This window comes from Anaerobiospirillum succiniciproducens DSM 6400 (genome assembly GCF_000482845.1).
GTDB lineage: Bacteria > Pseudomonadota > Gammaproteobacteria > Enterobacterales > Succinivibrionaceae > Anaerobiospirillum > Anaerobiospirillum succiniciproducens.
In genome coordinates, this window is sequence record NZ_KI519512.1 from 51747 (window position 1) to 74458 (window position 22712).

13 protein-coding genes are annotated in these 22712 nt (G+C 44.8%); 5 read left to right on the plus strand and 8 right to left on the minus strand.

Annotated features, from left to right (window positions below; translation table 11 throughout):
• The first annotated feature begins 62 nt into the window (after positions 1-62).
• The 4 genes from H524_RS0112575 to H524_RS0112590 are packed head-to-tail and all read left to right on the plus strand — an operon-like array spanning position 63 to position 3829.
• Positions 63-980, plus strand: coding sequence for a flagellin N-terminal helical domain-containing protein (locus H524_RS0112575; RefSeq protein WP_027940433.1), 918 nt, complete (start codon positions 63-65; stop codon positions 978-980).
• A gap of 15 nt (positions 981-995) precedes the next feature.
• Positions 996-1952 carry a flagellin N-terminal helical domain-containing protein gene (locus H524_RS0112580; RefSeq protein WP_027940434.1) on the plus strand — a complete coding sequence of 319 codons (957 nt, stop codon included), beginning with the start codon at positions 996-998 and terminating at the stop codon, positions 1950-1952.
• 13 nt (positions 1953-1965) lie between these two features.
• Entirely contained in the window at positions 1966-2907 is a 942-nt protein-coding gene (locus H524_RS0112585) for a flagellin N-terminal helical domain-containing protein (RefSeq protein ID WP_027940435.1), read from the plus strand.
• A gap of 13 nt (positions 2908-2920) precedes the next feature.
• Positions 2921-3829, plus strand: coding sequence for a flagellin N-terminal helical domain-containing protein (locus tag H524_RS0112590; protein WP_027940436.1), 909 nt, complete (start codon positions 2921-2923; stop codon positions 3827-3829).
• Positions 3830-3915: 86 nt separating this feature from the next.
• On the opposite strand, the gene uvrC is transcribed toward H524_RS0112590, so the two are convergent.
• The 3 genes from uvrC to H524_RS0112605 form a co-directional block, all read right to left on the minus strand.
• Positions 3916-6882, minus strand: coding sequence for an excinuclease ABC subunit UvrC (gene uvrC, locus H524_RS17800; RefSeq protein WP_052339106.1), 2967 nt, complete (start codon positions 6880-6882; stop codon positions 3916-3918).
• Between the two features lie 305 nt (positions 6883-7187).
• Positions 7188-7991, minus strand: a complete 804-nt coding sequence (locus H524_RS0112600) for a MetQ/NlpA family ABC transporter substrate-binding protein (protein ID WP_027940437.1) — start codon at positions 7989-7991, stop codon at positions 7188-7190.
• A 996-nt stretch (positions 7992-8987) separates the two neighbouring features.
• Positions 8988-11870, minus strand: a complete 2883-nt coding sequence (locus H524_RS0112605; protein ID WP_027940438.1) for an FAD-binding and (Fe-S)-binding domain-containing protein — start codon at positions 11868-11870, stop codon at positions 8988-8990.
• 633 nt (positions 11871-12503) lie between these two features.
• Here H524_RS0112605 and H524_RS0112610 point away from each other — a divergent pair.
• Entirely contained in the window at positions 12504-13805 is a 1302-nt protein-coding gene (locus H524_RS0112610) for a hypothetical protein (protein ID WP_027940439.1), read from the plus strand.
• 303 nt (positions 13806-14108) lie between these two features.
• Here H524_RS0112610 and H524_RS0112620 read toward each other — a convergent pair whose 3' ends face one another.
• The 5 genes from H524_RS0112620 to leuA all read right to left on the minus strand — a co-directional run bounded on the left by H524_RS0112620 (position 14109) and on the right by leuA (position 21949).
• On the minus strand, positions 14109-15833 hold the full coding sequence (locus tag H524_RS0112620) for an IS1634 family transposase (protein WP_027940440.1): 1725 nt from the start codon (positions 15831-15833) through the stop codon (positions 14109-14111).
• A 255-nt stretch (positions 15834-16088) separates the two neighbouring features.
• A complete protein-coding gene (leuD, locus tag H524_RS0112630) occupies positions 16089-16700 on the minus strand; it encodes a 3-isopropylmalate dehydratase small subunit (protein ID WP_027940441.1) in 612 nt (203 codons plus the stop codon).
• A 105-nt stretch (positions 16701-16805) separates the two neighbouring features.
• Positions 16806-18221, minus strand: coding sequence for a 3-isopropylmalate dehydratase large subunit (gene leuC / locus H524_RS0112635; RefSeq protein ID WP_027940442.1), 1416 nt, complete (start codon positions 18219-18221; stop codon positions 16806-16808).
• Between the two features lie 316 nt (positions 18222-18537).
• Positions 18538-19611 carry a 3-isopropylmalate dehydrogenase gene (gene leuB / locus H524_RS0112640; protein ID WP_027940443.1) on the minus strand — a complete coding sequence of 358 codons (1074 nt, stop codon included), beginning with the start codon at positions 19609-19611 and terminating at the stop codon, positions 18538-18540.
• 694 nt (positions 19612-20305) lie between these two features.
• The gene (gene leuA / locus H524_RS15950) at positions 20306-21949 is read right to left on the minus strand and encodes a 2-isopropylmalate synthase (protein ID WP_084281793.1); all 1644 of its coding nucleotides are present in this window, start codon (positions 21947-21949) and stop codon (positions 20306-20308) included.
• Positions 21950-22712: the final 763 nt, after the last annotated feature.

The window sequence follows — 22712 nt, forward strand, 5'->3', positions numbered from 1 at the left end:
CGTCTATGGATCAAAAGCTTTTTAGGATCTCACTTTGACGACAAACATCAGGAGATAAGATCATGGCAGTATATGTAAACACCAATTACAGCGCCCTCCAAGGACAAAGATACCTTTCTAACGTCAATAATAGCCTGACTACTACATACCAAAGATTATCAAGTGGTATGCGTATTAATAGCGCTAAAGATGACGCTGCAGGCCTCCAGATCGCTGATCGTCTGACCTCCCAAATCAACGGCCTCAACCAGGGTAACCGCAACGCATCCGACGGTATCGCCTTAGCTCAGACCATGGAAGCAGGCATGGATGAGATCGCTGGCATGCTTCAGAAGGTACGTACTTTAGCTGTTCAGGCCGCAAATGGAACTAACACAGCTGAGGATCGTGGTGCCTTAGCAAAAGAAGCTTCCTCATTAGTTGCTGAAATGCAGCGTATTTCTCAACAGACTACATATGCTGGCAAAACAATCCTCAAGGGAGCTAAGACCGACGACACCATTTATACTAAAGATGCCCAAAATGGCTCTAAGGGCGGCGTCATGACCTTACAAGTCGGCTCCAATAAGGGTGATACCATCTCATTTAGTGTTGCCAACTTTACTTTCTCTGCACTTGCTGTCGGTGCCTCAAAGGGTTTCAAAGGAAATGAGATCAAAGAGGCCTCTAAAGGTACATTGGTAGCTTTCTCAACAGCAACCGCTGCACAGATGCTAATTAATTCTATGGATACTCTTATTGCTAAGGTTGATGCTCAGCGTGCCAACTTAGGTGCCATCCAAAACCGTCTTGAAAGCTCCATCCGCAACCAGTCTAACGTTGCTGCTAACGAAGCTGACGCACGTAGCCGTATTCGCGATGCTGACTTTGCTGAAGAGTCTGCAAGCCTTTCCCAGCAGTCTATTATCCAGCAAGCAGCTGCTTCCATGCTGATGCAGGCTAACACCCGTCCTCAGCTTGGCCTGAGCTTATTAGGTTAATCGGAGGATAGTCACATGGCAGTATATGTTAATACCAATTACTCAGCTCTTCAGGGCCAGCGCTACTTAGGCAACGTCCAGAACCAGCTCACGACCACATACCAGAGATTATCAAGCGGTATGCGTATTAACAGCGCCAAAGATGACGCTGCTGGCCTCCAGATCGCGGATCGTCTGACCTCCCAAATCAACGGCCTCAACCAGGGAAACCGTAACGCATCAGACGGTATTGCCCTTGCGCAGACCATGGAAGCAGGCATGGACGAGATCTCTGGCATGCTCCAGAAGATGCGTACCTTAACCGTACAAGCTGCAAACGGCACTAACACCGCAGAAGATCGCAAAGCTCTTGGCAAGGAAATGGAGTCCCTAGCAAACGAAGTTACTCGTATTGCTACAAAGACTACCTTTGCAGGCAAGACTATCTTAAATGGCAAGATCGACGGCTCTATTTTTGGCGATAAGCAAGTTCAGAATAATCCTGCTGGTGAAAAAGGCACTATGACCTTCCAAGTAGGTTCCAACAAGGGCGATACAATCTCCTTTGATTCTGAATCCGTTGTTCTGTCAAAGCTTGGTAACGGCGGCGACTTAATGGGCGAGACTGATAAGTTTTTATCGTTTAATAAGGATACTGGTGCTGTTACTGTAAACATGGACAAAGCAGACTTCGGAAACGCTGCTGCAAATAATTACATCGGTAAAGCTATTGAGTTATTTGACTCAATGATTGCTGCAATCGATAGCAAGCGTGCCGACCTTGGCGCTCTGCAGAATCGTTTAGAGTCATCTATCCGTAACCAGTCTAATGTGGCTGCTAATGAGGCTGATGCGCGTAGCCGTATTCGTGATGCTGACTTTGCTGAAGAGTCTGCTAACTTATCACAGCAGTCCATCATTCAACAGGCTGCAGCTTCTATGCTGATGCAGGCTAATACCCGTCCTCAGCTCGGTTTAAGCCTCTTAGGCTAATAGGAGTTAGATCATGGCTGTTTATGTCAATACAAACTATAGCGCCCTTCAAGGCCAGCGCTACTTAGGCAATGTCCAGAACCAGCTCACAACTACGTACCAACGCTTATCAAGCGGTATGCGTATTAACAGCGCTAAAGATGACGCTGCTGGCCTCCAGATCTCAGATCGTTTGACATCCCAAATCAACGGCCTCAACCAGGGTAACCGTAACGCTTCTGACGGTATCGCTCTTGCGCAGACCATGGAAGCAGGCATGGACGAGATCTCTGGCATGCTCCAGAAGATCCGTACTTTAGCTGTTCAGGCTGCGAACGGAACCAATACCGCTGAAGACAAAACAGCTTTATCAAAAGAAGCAACATCTTTAGCCAATGAGATCAGTCGTATCGCGTTACAAACAACTTATGCCGGCAAGACTATCCTCAGAGGCCAGAAAGATGATGAGTCGACCATTTTCTCAAAGGCTGCAAATAATACTGATAATGGTAAGGCAGGCAAGTTAACTCTTCAAGTTGGCTCCAACAAGGGAGATACTATCTCATTTAGTGTTGAGAGCATGCAGTTTTCTAAGATTGGAAGCCGTGCTGATCCAAAATTCAAAGACAACTTCGTCGATAAGAATGTCATTAAGGTTACTGCAAGCGTTATTTCAATTGATTTCACTGTAAAGAGTGCCGCAGATATAACTATTGGCCTTATGGATTCAATGATCGCCAATGTTGATGCACAACGTGCCGATCTTGGTGCTTTGCAGAATCGTTTAGAGTCATCTATTCGCAATCAGTCTAACGTTGCTGCTAACGAAGCTGATGCACGCTCACGTATTCGCGATGCTGACTTTGCTGAAGAGTCTGCTAACCTTTCACAGCAGTCCATCATTCAACAGGCTGCTGCTTCTATGCTGATGCAGGCTAATACCCGTCCTCAGCTCGGTTTAAGCCTCTTAGGCTAATAGGAGTTAGATCATGGCAGTATTTGTAAATACAAACTATAGCGCCCTCCAAGGACAACGCTATTTAAATAATGTCAACAATTCGCTTACCACAACTTACCAGCGTCTGTCAAGTGGCATGCGTATTAACAGCGCCAAAGACGACGCTGCAGGCCTCCAGATCGCCGATCGTCTTACTAGCCAGATAAATGGTTTAAATCAGGGAAATCGTAACGCTTCAGACGGTATCGCCCTTGCTCAGACCATCGAGTCAGGCATTGACGAGATCTCAGGCATGCTCCAGAAGATCCGTACTTTAGCTGTTCAGGCTGCAAACGGCACCAATACCAAGGAAGATCGTGACGCATTAGGCAAAGAGGCATCAGCTTTAGTTGCTGAGATGCAACGTATTTCTCAGCAGACTACTTACGGTGGTAAGAAAATCCTTAAGGGTGCAAAGCAGGATGATTCCATTTACACCAAAGATGACACTAATGGCTCTAAGGGCGGTAAGTTAGTACTGCAGGTTGGCTCTAACAAGGGTGACACAATTTCATTTTCTGTTGCTAACTTTACTTTCTCAGTTTTAGCTAAGAATGGTTCTGCTGGCTTTACTACTACTAAGGAAACATCCAAAGGCGGTGCCATCACTTTCTCTACAGGAGGTGCTGAGGCTTTAATCCAGTCAATGGACAAGATCATTGCTGCTGTAGACTCTCAGCGTGCCGACCTTGGCGCTCTGCAAAATCGTCTTGAGTCATCTATCCGTAATCAGTCTAACGTAGCCGCTAACGAAGCTGATGCACGTAGCCGTATTCGCGATGCTGACTTTGCTGAAGAGTCTGCTAACCTGTCACAGCAGTCCATCATTCAGCAGGCAGCTGCTTCTATGCTGATGCAGGCTAATACCCGTCCTCAGCTGGGCTTAAGCTTATTAGGCTAATAATGCTTTAGCGCGAGTGCGCAAAGTCTTTTTTTATATTAAGGCAGCCTTGGGGCTGCCTTTTTTTGTGTTTGTTGGCTTAATGTTTAGCTATGAAGCTCATCATAGATTTGTTCGGCCATCTTTGGACTGATGCCAGGGACTTTCTTGAGCTCATCAATGCCAGCACGCAATACCTCTTGCATGCCGCCTAAGTGCTTTAATATAGCCTGACGACGCTTTGGACCTACTCCTGCAATGCTTTCAAGCTTGGAAGTCCGTCTTGCTTTAGCGCGGCGATTTCTGTGTCCTGTAATGGCAAAGCGATGGGACTCATCTCGAATATGGATCACCAACTGCAAGGCTGGTGAATTTAGAGTGAGATTAATGCGCTCGTGACTAAAGGCTCTAATAAGAGTCTCAAGACCTTCCTTTCTACCCTCTCCCTTGGCAACAGCTACTATGGTTGGCATTGGTGTCTTAGCATTAGCAAAGGCATTAGAGATTACCTCCTCAGCCTGGGATAACTGACCTGGGCCACCATCAATAAAGACAAGCTGCGGACATTCACCACCATCAGGATCTTTAAAGCGCCTTGTTAGCACCTGATGCATAGCCGCAAAGTCATCTCCAGGAGTGATACCATCGATATTGAACCTGCGATAGCGAGAACTATCTGGGCCTTCTCGATTAAACACTACGCACGAGGCTACAGTAAGCTCACCTTGAGTATGGGAAATGTCATAACACTCCATACGCTCAACGCCACTAATGCCAAGCAAGCTCTCTAGTTCTTTAATACGATGCTCTGCAGTGGCAAATGACTGCACCTTAGCACTAAGAGCTACAGACGCGTTAGTCATGGCTAGACGTACAAAACGATGCTTAGCACCTCGCACGCCACGGGTGAAGCGTACATTCTTATCAAACTGTTTCTTAAGCGCCTCTTTGAGTACGCTCAGCTCGTCTTTGAGCACTACAGCGCCCGCACCATCGACGGAAGTGTCATCGACAGCATCGCCTGTATCGGCTGTGTTGGCTGCATCGCCTTTATCGGTTGTATCGGCTGCATCGATGCATGATGTGTGGGCATCATCTGTTTCCTCTGCTTGTTGCTCTGAGATCGTAAGATGTGGTGTTTTGGTGTCTTTGTCCGAGTGCTCGTCGGTGAGGTATTCTTCTTCAAGATCAAGCGCATCTACAACATCATCATGGAGCTTACCTTGCAGGCGATCGTGGCGCTCTTGTGGATCGATATTGTCCATGGCCTTGATCTCTGCAACGAGGCTCTTTGCGCCAGCAATACGCTCGTCTTTATCCCCTGGCACGATGGACTGCTGCATACGACGGGATCTTGAGGATACCTGTCCTGGTTTTAAGTTCTCAGACTCATCGCTACCAGCATTAGCATCTGCGCTAATTAGATCACTTGTTACGCCATCTTGTCCTGTCTCATCATCTGCTGCATTTACGGCATTGAAATCAAGATCAATTACCACCTCATCAGGGATAAGGTTGCTGTGAGTATCATTAAGATAGAAACGGCTTAAGAACGATAAGACGAGCTCAGTATTATTTCTAACTTCGCTTGTGAGCTTTGGAAAGAACGAGCGAGTTCCAAAGATGCGGCCATTTCGGATAAAGAGCACGTGGATACAGGCCATACCCTCTGCCATAGCAAAGCCAATGACATCTAATGGATACTCGATACCCGAGACAATACTATTAGCCTCTTGTACCTTTCTAAGCGAGGTAAGCTGATCTCTAAGCGCTGCGGCCTCTTCAAACTCCATACGTGCAGCATGCTCTTCCATCTTTTTAACAATAGCGCTCAAGAGCTCTTGATTGTGGCCTTGTAAGAAAAGTTTAACGAGCTCTACTTGCTCAGCATACTGTGCCTGTTTTTCTTTAGACATAGGCACGCAAGGAGCTAAGCACTTACCAATTTGAGCCATGAGACAAGGTCTAGAGCGATGAGCATAGACGGTATCTTCACATTGACGAATTGGAAAGAGCTGCAGCATGAGTCTAAGGCTGTCTTTTACTGCAGATGAATCCGGGAATGGGCCAAAGTATTCACCGGCTTTACGGCGTGCTCCACGGTGGTAGTAAATACCTGGATGCTCATGCTGAGAGGTAAGCAAGATATACGGGTATGACTTATCATCTCGCAGCAAGATGTTAAAGTGCGGCTGATACTTCTTAATGAGCTCATTTTCAAGAATCAAAGCCTCACTTTCAGAGAAGGTAACAGTAAACTCAATATGAGCAATATGCGAGACTAAAACCCTGGTCTTAACGCCTTGATCTTGCTTTAAGAAATAAGAGCTTAAACGCTTCTTAAGATCTTTAGCCTTGCCTACATAGATGACCTGATTGCGCAGGTCATACATGCGATAACAACCAGGACGATTTGGTACTGTCTTTAAGAAAGCCTTGCTATCAAAAAGCTCTGCACTACCATCCTCATCTACCTTGGCACCCTCAACTTGTCCTTGGATTTCGGCGTCAGCCATATCCATTTGAGGCTCAGCTACATCTGATCCAAAGCCTGCTTTATGGGCATCGTCATAGTTGCCATCTTCATCAGGAGCAAACTGAATGGATCTTCCAGCCCCGCGTAACTGACGCTCTTTAATTTTGCTAATCTCGTAGGCAATACGACTCTTATTGCGATTACCAAAGATTTCATCTTCAGTTGCGCTCTCGAGATCATCAAAGCCATCCTCAAGGTCATCGCTTAATGGGCTATCAAGGTCTTCCTCTAAGGCATCCTCAAGGTTATTGCTTAATGAGCTATCAAGGTCATCCTCTAAGGACTCATCAAGCTCGTTTATCGAGGAGCTCTCGAGATCTTCTAATTCATCGTCATCATCAAGATCTGCGGCATAAGCACCAATACCAATCTCCTTAGCTGCACAAGCAATAGCATCTAAGGTTGTATCTGTTGCTTTGCTGTCTTTATCCTCCACTTGAGCGTTAGCAAGCGTAGCATTAACTGCTTGTGACTTTGCAGAGCTCTGAGTTGTGGATGCTAATTTAGCTTTAGATTTATTTGATGATGTGCGTGGCACGGCTAGTCCTGTTAATTGCTCCAAAAGGTGGCTACAGTCTATCAGGATTAATGGTCGATAACACGTACAATGCGATCTTGTCTTGTTTAGTGCCTAGCTATGAGTGCAGTTGGCTTACAGTGCTGGATTTCGGGCGGGAGTAAAGTTCTGGATTTAGCGCTGGATTTAGCGCTGGAGTAAGGTAATTACTTTAGTGGTGGGAATTTTGATAAGGCAAATGCAGGCGGCGCTGTGGCTGCCTGCATTTTTTTTAGGCTACCTTAGGTTTGGTAGCCTGTGGGGGTGATACAAGCTTTATGCTTGTATTACTTGAGGTAAGAAGCTGGAGCTGGAACTACAGCACCCTTGTAAGTGTCAAGGATGAACTTAGCAGTTTCCTTGGAGGTGAGCTCCTCAACTAATACCTTAATGTCTGGGTTCTTGGCGCTCTCAGAGTTACCAACTAAGATGTTAACGTATGGAGAGTCTGCATCCTCAGAGAGTAATGAATCAGTAAGAGGATTTAATTTAGCTGGAATAGCGTAGTTACTGTTAATAATTGCAGCATCAACGTCAGCTAAAGCACGTGGCAGCTGAGCAGCCTCGAGCTCTTGGAAGTGTAAGTTCTTCTTGTTCTCGGTAATATCAAGAACAGTTGCTACTACAGAGGTTGGATCCTCAAGGGTAATTAAGCCTTTCTTAGCAAGTAATAAAAGAGCACGGCCACCGTTGGTTGGATCGTTAGGAATAGCGATAGTAGCACCATCCTTGAGATCGTCGATTGACTTTAACTTCTGGGAGTAAAGGCCCATTGGCTCGATGTGAACGCCAGCAACTGCTACTAAGTCAGAGCCGTGATCCTTTACAAATACCTCAAGGTAAGGCTTGTGCTGGAAGAAGTTAGCATCAAGCTCAGCAGCATCTACAGCTAAATTAGGCTGTACATAGTCGTTAAACTCGGTGATCTCAAGCTTAACGCCTTTCTTCTCTAATGCTGGCTTAACAAACTCTAAGATCTCAGCATGAGGAACTGGGGTAGCGCCAACCTTAAGAGTACCTGCAAAGGCGTTTGAAACAAAGCTAGCGGATGCGACTAAAGCAACGGAGAGTGCAACTAAAGTTTTCTTCATATTACTTTTAAGCGAGGTTTTAGCTCGCCCCCTTGAACAATAACCTGAAAAATTTCGTTGGATTCACTATAGCGAGAAACAATCATGCTCACAACCTAGTGTGTATGTGCCTTACCACTTTTGTGCTTTATTTTAGTGCATGATTTTGAAAATGGCCAGTAAAGTGAGTTTTTAACAAGCCTTATATTTAAGCCATCCGTAAACTATTTGGCCATACAAATGTGGCGAAATGCGACTTTCTACAAAAAATTCACTGCGCGAATATGGAACAGCGCCCACTTTTCGCGCAAATTATCAGGCTATAAAGCCCATATTTACGTGCTTTTGAACCCAAAAAACAGCATGATTACGCCATTTTTGAACTACTTCACAAAGACAAATACCTATTTGCCACTGCAACGACTTGCAACGCATTTGCAGTTCTAAACGCATTAATCTCTTTAGCCTATGCCTCCGATAAATCATCAACTAGTGATGAATAATGCATTTATTCAGATAGTGCACAGCGCTGCTGGCTTTTGAAAATACTATCGCAAGCACTTAAGCTACTTTTATCTTAGTGTACTTAAGACGGCTGTATCTTAGGTAAAAAGACAAGCTTTATGCTCCCTTGCTTTCAATGATCTCAAGCTATGACTTACTTTCTTGCCATGACTTTTTTCATCTAATGTGTCATAGCCATTGAGCGACTTAAGCTGTAAGCGCCTTGACTTGGCTGTTAGCAATTAACAGTTAGTGGTTAGCTTGTATCAGTTTGGCTTAGACGTTAGTAGTTAGAGGTTATCTGGTATCTGTTTGCCTGAGAAGTTAGTGATTAGCAGTAAGTCTTTAGTTTTTTTTGTGTTTTGATGAGCTTGGAGGCTAGATAAACAAAAGGCAATGGCGCGAACTTTTGAGCACGCCATTGCCTTGTATATTGCTGGAGTTGGGCTCATCAAGTGATGTTGATGAGCCTATTGGACTCATCAAGTGATGTTGGTGAGCCTAAAAGCTTACTTACATCTTGTAGCGAGCTACCTTGTCTACTAAGTAGATGAGGTTTTGCCATGCAATGTCACTATGAGAGTTTAAGCCAATCTCACAAGTAGAGGAGCTTGAGTAACCGCGCTTGAGATTTGGATTCTTCTCTTGCTCGTTGTCATAGTACTCATTGAACAGACGTAAGGCGCTATCGTTAAGCTCTGGGCGAGTAAAGCCCTTGTTACCGGCAAAGCCGCAGCACTTGGTTGAGCTATGTACATAGACCTTACCAGTGGTACATGCCTGAGCAACTGCCTTTAAGGAGCTATCCCACTTACCCTTGACGGTGGAGCACATTGGGTAAACAGCTACGTCCTCATCAATCTTACGGATAGAGATACGCTCAAGCAGTACCTTCTCTAAGAATACTGGCATATCCATGAAGTTGATGGAGCTGTCAGACTCCTTAAGACGCTTTAAGATCTCGTAAGAGCAAGCAGAGTGATCGCAAACTACGATGCAGTTCTTGGCAGTCTTGGCCATCTCGTGAATGATGTTCTGCAGCTCAGTTGCCTTTTGAGATTCTACCTCTGGATAGTCCTTGTAAGACTTACCGCAGCATAAGCTCTTAACCTTGTGAGGGTATACAACATCAATACCTGCCTTCTTGCACAGGCCCTCAAAGACCTCCTGCAGAGGACGCTTATCGAAGCGCTCATCACGTGGGGCAAAGACACGGTTAATACATGAGGTAAAGTAGATAACCTTCATGTCGTTGCCTGGAATGATCTTATCGTTGAAGCTATAGCCATTGCTCTTAGGCATAGTAACTGGGACGAATGGAATCTGTAAGGTCTCATTCATCTTGCGAGAAATCTTAGTTACAGTCTCGGAGCCTAAGATAGTTCTAGCAGCATTAGCACCCATTAAGGAAGCCTTAGCAAGACCAATGGTAGTACCGTACATCTTAGATGAAGCCTTAGCTACTTCCTGACGGAATGGAGAGCGCATGAATGGCTTTAAGCTCAGAGCAATCTTGGCAGTATCAATCTCTAATGGGCAGAGAGTAGAACACATAGAGCAAGTAGCACAAGTCTCGATACCAAAGTACTCATAGCCCTTCTTGAGCTCTTCAAGCTGAGCAGTTTCTTCAGCTGTACGGTGGTTCATGTTCTCAAGACGTACGATCTCCTTACGTACAGCAATACGCTGACGAGGAGTTAAGGTAAGCTCACGGCTTGGGCATACCTTCTCACAGAAACCGCACTCCATGCACTTATCAATGAAGTCTTCAACTTGTGAGGTTGTCTTGAAGTTCTTATTGTGAACATTCATGTCATCGGTGATGATGACATCAGGGTTGATAAGGTACTTAGGATCGAACAGTTCCTTAATGGCAACGTTAACCTGATAGGCTTTCTTGCCCCACTCGCGCTCCACAAAAGGAGCCACCATACGGCCTGTACCGTGCTCAGCCTTGGTGCTACCATCTAAGGAGCATACAGACTCAACTAAAGCCTCCATGAAGGCAGCAAAACGTGCTGACTCATCAGGATCTGATAAGTCTGGAGTAATGATGAAGTGAACGTTACCAGCTAAAGCGTGACCGAAGATGGAACCAACGAAGTCATACTTCTTGAAAAGCTCAGTAATCTCGGCAATACCTTTAGCAAAGTTGTCAGTTGGGTAACATACGTCCTCAGTGATAACTGCAGTACCAGATGGACGTAAAGAAGCTGACAGCGGCAGAATGGACTTACGAATAGTCCAGTTTGATTCCATCTTCTTAGGATCAGAATCAAAATGAGTGCCGTAGATAGACTTAGCAGGCTCGATTAAAGCTGTAACCTTAGCAATCTTCTTATCTAAAGTTGCCTTGTCAGCAGCTTCAAGCTGAACTAACAGTGCACACTGACCTTCCTTAATGTCCTTTAACTCAGCTGGAGCATTATCAAGATCCTGAGCTGACTTTAAGCACTGATAATCCATGATCTCAGCAGAGCTGACGATATCTTGGTTCTTAGCTAAAACCTTAACTGCAACTGCAGCTTGGTCTAAAGAGGCATAGTGCAGCAGAGCACAGGACTTAAAGGCGCTATCTTCAACGCACTCGTACTCAACACGAGAGGTGAAAGCTAAGGTACCTTCAGAGCCGATAAAGATGTGGTTTAAGATGTCCTTAAGCTCGCTAAAGTCAACTAAAGAGTTGATGCTATAGCCAGTAGTGTTCTTAATCTTGAACTTACGCTCGATGAGCTTTACGAGTTCTTTGTCAGCAACTACGGTATTGCGCAGTGCCATGAGCTTTTCAACAAGCTCACCATGAGTCTTAACGAATGAAGCTAAGTTCTCACCCTCAGGTGCATTATCAGAGGTATCTAAGATGGTACCGTCACGTAAAATCACACGCACAGACTTGATGGTGTTGTAGCTGTTTTGCTTAACACCACAGCACATGCCTGAGGAGTTATTGTTAAAGATACCGCCGATCATGGCGTTGTTGATGGTTGCTGGATCTGGGCCAATCTTTAAAGAGTAAGGCTTTAAGGCCTCGTTAGCTTCACAACCGATAACACCGCAGTCAAGGAAAATTGACTTCTTGTCGTCGCTCACCTTGATCTTCTGCCAACGAGCATTAGCAATAACTAATACGCTTTCAGATGAGGCCTGACCGCTTAATGAGGTACCTGCAGCTCTGAAGGTAAGTGGAGTTTCAAACTCTTGGGCTAAAGCACAGATAGTCTGAATCTCGCTCTCATCAAAAGCACGAATAACTACCTTTGGAATATAGCGATAGCAAGAGGCGTCAGTACCATAAGCAAAACGACGTAAAAGGTCGGTATAGACACGATCATTGAAGTGCTCTTTAGCCTTAGCAGCAAAGCCCTCAAAGTCCAATTTGAGCTGAACCTTATTCATAAAAACACAATCCGCAACCATTCTCCGTACTTAGCGGCTCATTACTTAAAATGCCTATCTAAGTGGAGGGTAAATTTCACAAGGGCAAATACACAGCAATAAAAAACTAAGGCACTAAAAAGCGCACTGACTTTGCCTTGCGCATACTATAAAGAGTATGGACAAATCCTAAAACCCGGCCTAAGCAGGCCATCAATAGACATGCACCGGCATACCCAATTTCCTAGATACACCAATACAGCTATAGTCGCAAGATTCTAGCAATGGCATCTATATCGAAAAAGCTACATGATGATATTTCTTATCGTTTAACCTCAGAGATTCACGATTCTTTGACAACAATCAACAAAGATCCCCATAAATGATCATTGTTGCCCACCTCATGAGAGCTAAAACACGCACTCATCAGACCTCAGTGCAAAACATAAAAATAGACCTTGCTGTTAATAGCTCTATAGCGGCAATCTTAGTTCTCTATGAGACTTTATATGCGCTTAGACCATTGCCCCAAAATGTGATGTACAAGCCGATATCGAGGAGCTTGTCGTTATTGAGTACACTGCAGGTGATATGATCACTACTAAAAAATATACTATTAGACCATGCTATGGGACTTGGCACTGAGGTGTCGCTATGGATGACCTTGATGAACTACAAATTAACACACGTATTTGTCTGTATGTAGAAGACGAAATCGACCCTGAGAACCTCAAGATCTATGCTGCGACTCATCAACGTGTGACCAACGAGTTCTTCACAGCTCGTTGCTATTACGATTTTGAAAAGGCCTACAAGAAAGTTGCTTCATACGAGCTTGGTGAAGATTTGTCTGAAGACTTTGCTATCACATACTATGAAGATGCGGTGCGCTTGCTCGACAGTGTCCATAAGAAACGAGAGTCTTTAGAAAAGGCTCTACAAGAACATGGCTTTGCGGATATCTGGCTTGGCAATGAAATTGAACGAAATGCCGACTATATGGGCTATGACATTCAATTTCTCAATGAGCTTGAGTGGTGCCTATGCGATGCTAACAAGATGCTCTTTGAGCATCTACAAATGATTTTGCTCAAGATGCGTAATGAGACATCTCTACGCAATGTTGACCCATTGAAGATCCAAAACCTCTTCAAAGAAGTAACAAAGTGGGGATTTGAAGGCCCAGAGATATCACGTGACGAGATTGACTTGGTCGTCAGAAACATTATCAGACAACTGCGTGTTTTATCTTACTTAAGAGCCCGCATCTGCATTGAAGCTCCACCTGAGCGTAAAAGTTTCATAGCCAAATCTGTAGAGTGCGTACCACTGCTGCGTCATATAGTTTTTGATGAAGGTGGCGATCTCGACTTTGCTGCAGCTATGTCAGTGGCTCTAAAGGGTGACTATTTACGCGATAGAGCAATAATTAAGGACGATGCTCCTGATGACACCATCTCTTTGATAGCAGCATTTGCCTACAACAACATGGAAGATATGTGCATCAGTGTTGCCAATAATCTGAGCGAAGAAGAGCTTAGAGCACGCTTTGAGAACTCATACATGTCCATTTTGGCAGCCATGATTGAGTCAGAAATGTATCGCATGGATTCAACTATTTACTCTCTCTTCCATCCTGTGAGCTTCTATCTGAGCAATATTGTCTACAACAGTGTTATCCATGTTGAAAATCTGTGGGCTGAGGAAGAGGAACGCGAAAAACAAGCTCCTAAAAAACGTACTAAGCGTTGTATAACCGAGCACGATAGACAACAGCTACACAGTGATTGCGTCATGGTCAAAGATCTGCTCGTCCTAACCCTTTTACTCCCCTTTGCTGCAGCATACTACATCATCAATCTACCGCTCTTTTTGCTAACCTTAGTTTTGGCAATCCCCATTGGCATTTCAAACTTTATCGCTAATCTCATCCGAGGCAAAAAGAAGAAGAAATAGCCCCAATATAAGCAGCAGCAAACACAAGCTAACGCTAAGTCGCTCGCTAAAACTCCAGCTCGCAATCATTCTCAAGCACTGCTAAAGCACATGCCTATGCTTATGCTTATGCTTATGCTCATGCTCATGCTCATGCTCATGCTCATGATTAGGCATAAGCCTCTGCAGCATCTTGGCTATGCTGCGATCTTTCTTTGCATCATAGTTTTGCAGTGAAGCAAAATACATTACGATCTGAAGTGAGCTTCGCAGCCTCAAAATCACCCCATGATCAAGCCTGAAAATATGATTATAGGAACACCTTTACTTCAAGACACCAAGTTTTCTTAGGAAAAGTTCATCTCTTTTAATGGTCTCAGCTGTAATATGTTTGCTCGCATACGGTGATTTAATTTGCAGTGTAACTGCGTCAAACCACTCGAGCATCTGGGAGATTGATACTCTGTTTAGCCAATTTAACAAAGACTTTTCTAGCTTTAGCTCAGATTGTGATTTAACCCCATCCTCTTGACCAAGGCTTTGCTTTAGTTCATTAATTCTGTGGCTTAAGAAGCAGTAATAACTTGCGCTAATGAATTGAACGAACTGCCTGCCTCTTAGACGCATCTGAGAGCAAACGCGTGGACAATCCCAATCTGCTATGTTCTTTTGAATCACATATAAGTATTCAATACGATTTCTCAAGCGGTAGTACTTCAGCGCTTCGAATGTATCCTTTTCAAAGTCAGAGACAAGTACGAAAAAGCCTAGCGCTCCCCAGTGTTCGTTAATCGCATCATTGTTGGGCTGAACATCAGTGACATTGCCAGCATCATCTTTGCTGATGATTAGGAACTTTTCTACCATGCGCTCACCATGTGTGGTAAGTTCTGATCGAGACTTGACTGAGTTGATTAGTTCGTCAATTTCTTGTGTGAAGATAGCTCTCTCACTAGCACCTCTTGAATCAGAGAAGAAGAAGTGCAAGTACATATTCTTCGTCACTTGCTGGATATCTCCAGCCTTTAACTTTTCTTGTATTTGCTCATGCGCCAAATTGTAGACATGTTCAACCTTTACGGTCATGCCATAAGTATCGGAATCAAATGGACACTTGTTGCCATATGAGTAGATACTTTTCTTAACTTTCTTGAACTGCTCTTCAATCCACCCAGTCTTTACTGACATACGAGACAAGAACGAAATGCAATACTTCACAAACAAGGCACAATTCTCTTCGTTATGAAAGCCATTGTTAGTCACTACTAGTGGTTTTACATCTACTAGAGCCTGCATTCTCATGATTGCATTCCTGATTGAAATGGCATCAGGAATATTGCTTGGCTGTTGTTCAAATGCAATTGGCTGCAGGTTTTCAACAGACATGATTGTGAGTTGCTTTTGAGAAGGCAGTCGTCCAGTCTCTTTGCTGAAACCGTACCTAAACTCATACTGATTCGCAGAGTACGTGTCAACCGATGTAGTGTCTAGAGCAATGATTGGTCTCTTAGTGCCACAACTTGAAAAACGATGATTGAAGTATGACTGTATGCCACTTTCGTTCATAGCAACGTCTTCAAACAAACGACTGCAGCTGTCTTCAGACATACCGTCTCTGTATGGGGTTTCATGCTCGAACTGCCACTTCTCCAAGTGAGAAATAGCTTGCCTATCAGTCGCTACAAAGTATTGCGCTAGTGTCTCTATCTTTTGTGCATCACCCTCAGGAAAACATGAGTGCAAGTGCTCAGTGATACCTGACTCTATTCCTGCCCATTTCAAGATTTCAGTGGCTCCCGTACGTGTTCTAGAAGCCTGAACTATAGGCTCAACATCTTTAGAACCTTTCAAAGATTTCTTCTTTGGCCTTGTCGGAATCATCTCATTTTGGCCAGATGGAATTTTACCTATCAAGGTCTTCTTAACAGTGTAGGTTTTCATGGTGTCTGGGTTATACGCAGTAACACGCTCATAGACATACACATCACCATTATTTTGGGTGACTCTTACTTGCCCATTATGAGTTTTTCCTGTTCTTGTACGTCCCATGACACTTACCCTCTTTTAATATAGAGCCCCCATTATATCATAAATCAATAATAGGAACACTATATTGAGGAGAAAAAAAAGACCTAATTTGAAAAAGATGGTCTTTATTCTTGATTTCGTGCCTCTATAATATGACTTTCAGGGTGCATAGCAAAGATGCATTGCTTAATCTGAGTGTAGTTTTGGCCTTGCCTGCTAGGCAAGGCGAGAGCAGCCATGGGCTCTAGATGCTATGCATGGCTGCGGTAGAGGGGATTAGTTGATGCCTACGTTCCAAGTGGTGGAGGACTTTTCGTAGGCACTAATGGCGTCTCCATGCTCTAAAGTAAGATCAATATTATCGAGGCCATTTAAGAGGCAGTTGCGATAGAAAGGCTCTAAATCAAAGCTATAGCGCTTATCACCGCACTGTACATACATCTCTTCAAGGCTGATGGTGACGCTAGCACCTGCGTTTTGCTCAAGATAAGTGATGAGCTCGTTGACCTCTTCACCCTTGAGCTTGACGGTCAGTAATCCATTGCCTAAAGCGTTTTTGTTGAAGATATTGGCAAAGGATGGAGCAATCACCGCTCTAAAGCCAAAGTCAGTTAAAGCCCATGGGGCATGCTCACGCGACGAGCCATTACCAAAGTTATCTTGAGCTACGAGAACAGATGCACCTTGATACTCTTTCTTGTTGAGATTGAAGTCAGGATTTAACTGAGTCTCGGCATCATCAAGGTAGCGCCAATCATGAAAGGCATGCTTGCCAAAGCCTTTTCGCGTAGTAGCGAGCAAGAACTGCTTTGGAATGATCTGATCAGTGTCGATATTAGCTGAGTTTAATGGCACAGCAACACCAGTATGAACGGTAAACTTTTCCATGGATAAAACCTCAAACTTAAGGTGCACATCAAAGATGCTCTAGGCATTGACTGCCTCATGCTCGCATCATTGATTGCAATCTCTTGCGCACCCTGTTGCTGTTACTTACTTGTCGTCGTGGTCGATGAAGTCACGTACATCGCACAGACAGCCCTTGATAGCACAGGCAGCTACTGACGCTGGGCTCATCAAATGAGTACGCGCACCCTTGCCTTGTCTGCCCACAAAGTTGCGGTTTGATGAGGAAGCTACGCGTTGACCTGACTCGGCCTTGTCATCATTCATAGCAAGACACATGGAACAGCCAGGCAGACGCCACTCAAAGCCAGCATCAATAAAGATCTTATCTAATCCCTCACGCTCAGCTTGCTCTTTAACCCAAGCAGAACCAGGCACAGCTAAAGCACGTACCCATGGAGCTACTTTGCGGCCTTGCAAGATGCTAGCAGCAGCTCTAAAGTCCTCAATACGGCCATTGGTGCAAGAACCAATAAATGCCACCTCAATACGAGCACCTGTGACCTTTTTGCCCTCACTAAGTCCGATGTACTCCAAAGCATCAGCAAGTGACTTCTTAATTACAGGATCCTTTTGTGCGTCGATCTTTGGTACTGATTTTGAGACGCCAATTACCTGACCTGGATTGGTACCATAAGTAATCTGCGGCTCGATTAAAGCGGCATCAATATCCACTACCTTGTCAAAGACAGCGTCATTATCAGTCTTTAAGGTTTTCCAGTACTCAACGGCCTTATCAAACTCCTCATTTTGTGGTGCAAACATACGACCACGCAGATACTCAAAGGTCTTCTCATCAGGTGCAATCATGCCCACCGGAGCACCAAACTCGATGGCCATATTAGATAAGGTCATACGGCCTTCCATGGATAAGTTATCAATGGTTGGGCCGCAAAACTCGACTGCGTAGCCAGTACCGCCAGCAGTTGTAAGCTTGCCGATGATATATAAGATCAGGTCTTTAGCGTAAACACCTTTCTTTAAGCGACCATGGCAGTAGATCTTCATGGTCTTTAACGGTACCTGCTTTAAAGTCTGAGTGGCCATAACATGCTCAACCTCAGAAGTACCGATACCAAAAGCTAAAGCACCAAAAGCACCATGAGTGGCAGTATGGCTATCACCACAGACTAAAGTAGTGCCTGGCAAAGTAAAGCCAGTTTGTGGGCCAATGATATGCACAATGCCTTGATTAGGATCGCCAAGACCAAAGAACTTCACGCCAAACTTCTGTGTATTGGCCATCAAAGTCTTGATCTGATCTTGTGCCATCGGAGAGCAAGCTTCAATGGTGCTCTCTTGTGTTGAAATATCGTGATCTACAGTGGCCAAAGTCAGATCTGGTCGTCTCATCTGACGATGTGCGATCTCCAAGCCTGAAAACGCCTGAGGGGATGTCACCTCATGAACTAAATGTCTATCGATGTAGATAGTTGGACACTCACCTTCTGCTTGATATACCACGTGAGCGTCAAAAACCTTTTGATACAGTGTCTTGCCCATTTGCCTTCTCTTATCTTTGCTAATCTCGTCAAACCATTCCCCACACCATCAGACCATCACACTGCAGCGCCCGCACCACAAGATTGCAAGTTCTTACTGTCATTGCCGTCCATGCTGTTATGGCTGTCATGGCTGTATACGACAGCATGACTATGTAACAGCACTACGGCGCATTATCATGACTGCTTAGGCTGCAGACAGATGCGCTTTGTGCCTAAGCTTCGATGCCTTTGGGGCATGCAAAGCTGGACTCTTGTAGCTTCTTGCCTATAAGTTCATTGCAAGTAGCTCTGGTGGCTGATGTTTATGGGGTTAATTACAGGGCGGCTACAATGGCTTCGCCCATTTGTTTGGTGGTGACAAAGTCACCTGAGCCTGCTAAATCGCAAGTGCGCATGCCTGAGGCAAGCACTTTGGAGACAGCCGCCTCAATGTCTTTAGCTGCAGCTTCTTGCTTTAAGGAATAACGCAGCATCAAGGCAGCTGAGAGGATTTGGGCAATTGGGTTGGCAATACCCTTACCTGCGATATCAGGAGCTGAACCACCAGCTGGCTCGTATAGGCCAAAGCCACTCTCAGAGAGGCTTGCAGATGAGAGCAGACCCATGGAGCCTGAGACCATGGCAATCTCATCAGAGAGAATGTCGCCAAAGATGTTATTGCACAGCATCACGTCAAACTGATGAGGAGCTTTTACCAGCTGCATAGTGGCGTTATCTACATAGATATGCTCAAGCTCGACCTCAGGGTAGTTTTGATGCACCTCTTCAACAACTTTGCGCCATAAAATGGAGCTACTTAAGACGTTGGCTTTATCTACAGAGGTGACCTTCTTTTTGCGTAGCATGGCGCTTTCAAAAGCGGTCTTGGCAATACGCTCGATTTCATAGCGATAGTAGATTTCAGTGTCATAAGCACACTCATCTTTACCCTCGCCCTCAATACCTTTTGGCTTGCCAAAGTAGATACCGCCGGTTAACTCACGTACGCATAAGATGTCAAAATGCTTAGCGGCAATGTCAGAGCGCAATGGACTTAAATGCTCTAAGCCCTCAAAGATACGAGCGGGTCTAAAGTTACAAAAGAGCTTAAAGTGCTTTCTCAGTGGTAAGAGTGATCCGCGCTCCGGACGCTCATCTGGAGGCAGTGTCTCCCACTTTGGACCGCCTACTGAGCCAAACAAAATGGCATCAGAGTTTTCGCAGGTTTGCAAAGTATCCTCAGGTAGAGCACAGCCTTGTGCATCAATAGCAGCACCGCCTACATTCTTAAAGGTGTAGTTAAGAGTAAACCCATGCTTGGCACTTACTGCATCTAACACCTTGATGGCCTCTGCCATCACCTCTGGACCAATGCCGTCACCTGGCAAAACTGCAATCTTGTATTCCATTTATAACCCTTGTTTTCTAAATTTGGCATCATTCTCCACGCTCATGCATGCGCATATGGATGTGTAGATGAATGGCATCTACATCATCATTTGCATTTGCATATACATGTGCAGACGTCTTTGCGCCCCATTGCCTGAACTTGCGCATAAGCAACTCAACATCGGCTCTTGAGCGCTAGTACTAGCCATGGCTTCTGCCATCAATGACGGGCAAGCGATCATTGCTAAATGCTTGCGATTTGGCGGAGTACATGGCCGTTGCAAGCCATCATGCCTAGTACGAGGCATGCACTAGCGCTTGTGTTGATGCGCCATGCTTATAGCTTTCTGATGCGTAAGACATGCATGCGTGGTAGCAATGCCTCAACATCAAGCTGTAGCGTTAGCCTTGGTAGATGCCGTGGGCGTGTTTAGCGGGTTGTTCTAAACGCCCCTCAACACTATGTAGATTGCACAGTGCTGCTTATGAGTAAAAGAGCTCATAAAGACCAGGTGTCTTGGTAAGAACCTGGAACTTGGCTAAGTTGGGTTAAAGGTTAGCTAAGCTGATGTTGAGTCTGATGCCTAAAAAATCTGTAAATTGCGGCAAAGCAGAGGATGTGTTTTTACCTTTTGCTTTGCCTAAAAAATTCTGACTTGGTTAGTTTGCCGCACCTCAACAAGTGTTCTTAAGAGGCCACCGGCAATGCTCTATTTATATCTGGCCACGCACCAAGGAGGCAGCTTTAGCCTCCATTGCTGCGATAGCCTCTTGAGAGTCTGGGTCAGCTGGCATGCCGTTGTGCGATGCTGCCTTTTCAAGCTCAATAATCTGAGCACGATAGATGGCATTGCATGCATTAACTAAAGCTAAAGCTGAAGACTCGATAACGTCAGTGGATAAACCGCGACCGTGGTATTTACGGCCTTTGTACATCACATCGACATCTACCTTGCCTTGGGCATTCATGCCGCCTGAAGTGGCAGATAAGTTATAGTCGACAAGCTTGCAATCAATACGAGTCAAACGTGTAATGCAGTTAAATACGGCATCGACAGGACCATCGCCAGTACCAGAATCGATAAAGTACTCATCACCGATCTTCATACGTACTGAAGCAGTTGGAATGGTGCCAGAGCCGCCACAAATTACGTTGAGGTTTTCAAGCGTAAACTGAGTCTTGTCCTCCATAGTCTGGCTAAAGAACAGCAAGGACTCTAAGTCGTAATCAAAAACCTCACCTTTCTTATCCGCAAGCTCTAAGAAGCGGCTATATACATCATCTAAGTTAAAGCTATCATCTGCATAACCAAGCGCATTTAAGCGTGACTTAATCATGTGTCGACCAGAGCGGGCTGTCATGTGCAGATTGTTCTCTTTAAAGCCCACACTCTCTGGGGTGATGATTTCGTAAGTGCTGCGATTTTTTAACACGCCATCTTGGTGAATGCCGGAGCTATGTGCAAAAGCATTAGAGCCTACGATAGCCTTATGTGGCGGCACCTTCTCATTGCAAATACCTGCAACCATTTGAGATGCTCGTGCAATGTTAGTTGGCACAATATTGGTGTACAGGCCGTTAAACAGAGTCTTACGAGTACGCAGCGCCATGGCCACTTCCTCTAAGCTGCAGTTACCTGCTCTCTCGCCTAAGCCGTTAACACAAACCTCTACCTGACGAGCACCGTTTTGCACGGCAACTAAGCTATTGCCAGTGGCCATACCTAAATCGTTATGGCAGTGCACTGAGATCACCGCTTGATCGATATTTGGAACACGGTTAAACAAAGTAGCGATGATGTTGCCAAACTCGCTTGGTATGGTATAGCCCACGGTATCAGGGATGTTTACGGTTCTTGCTCCTGCTTTAATGGCGTGCTCGACCATACGGCAGAGATTGTCTATCGGAGTACGACCTGCATCCTCACAAGAGAACTCCACATCATCGGTGTATTGACGCGCATGTTTAATGGCATGCTCAGCCATGCCTAAGATGTCATCAAAGCTCTTACGTAACTTGTCTTGCACATGTACATCAGAAGTTGCAATGAAGGTATGGATTCTAAAACGCTCACAAGAGCTTAATGCCTCCTTCACAGCATCAATATCACGCTCTACTGCACGAGAAAGACCGCATGGAATAGCATTTTTGAGGTTTTGGCCGATAAGCTTAACCGAGGAGAAGTCACCAGGAGATGACACAGGAAAACCTGCTTCAATGACATCAACACCTAACTGCTCAAGCATAAGAGCAATCTGCAGCTTCTGACGCTCATTTAATGACTGCTGCAGGGCTTGTTCGCCATCTCTTAAGGTGGTGTCAAAAATAATCACTCGATTGTTATCGACCTTATCCATAAGCTTTCCTTGGATGCCTGATTGCTACTTATCTAAACCAACTCATATCTTGACAACTAAGCGACCTAAACAAGGCCGCAGCCATCGATTGCAACGCGTGAAACGCTCAACGCGTAAACGCTAAGCGTGCTAAACAATCAACGTGTTAGACGCGCTAAACGCTCATTTTTGCCGCAGTGTCTCTTGAGTTGGTGGTGTGTATATTGTGGTTAATGGGAATAAAAAAGGGGCCTAGTTTTTTTACTACCAGGCCCCTCTTTTGTTTTAAAAAGGTATGACAGATCGAGTCACTCAGAAGCCTGGCAACTTAAGTAGAATAAGTCGAATTAGGGAAATGATTACGATCATGTCTACACCTTTTAGTTAAGAACTCACCTTAATGAAACTAAGCACGCTTCTTTGAGAAATCCGCTTTTGAAGAACTACTACCTTTTATGCTACATGCTCATAAAGGCTGTGCTTAATATTCTTATCTAGATGGCCTTAACCACTTTTTGTAATTGATTGATGGATTGAGTTTAACCTGACCATTTTGGCAAGCTCAATCCTCTTACTTATCAAATACGCTGTTTGCACACTTTAGAAACATGATTTGTACTGCTTGCACTTAAACAGCCACAACTTTGCACCGCTCCGACACACAAAAGTAATCCACAAAAACCTTTTTAACCTCATTGTCACTTAGATAATTGCAATAGTCACCACTCTTTCAAATGCACCTTAACCCAACACATGGCAAGGCATAAAAAGAAAGGCGAGCGCA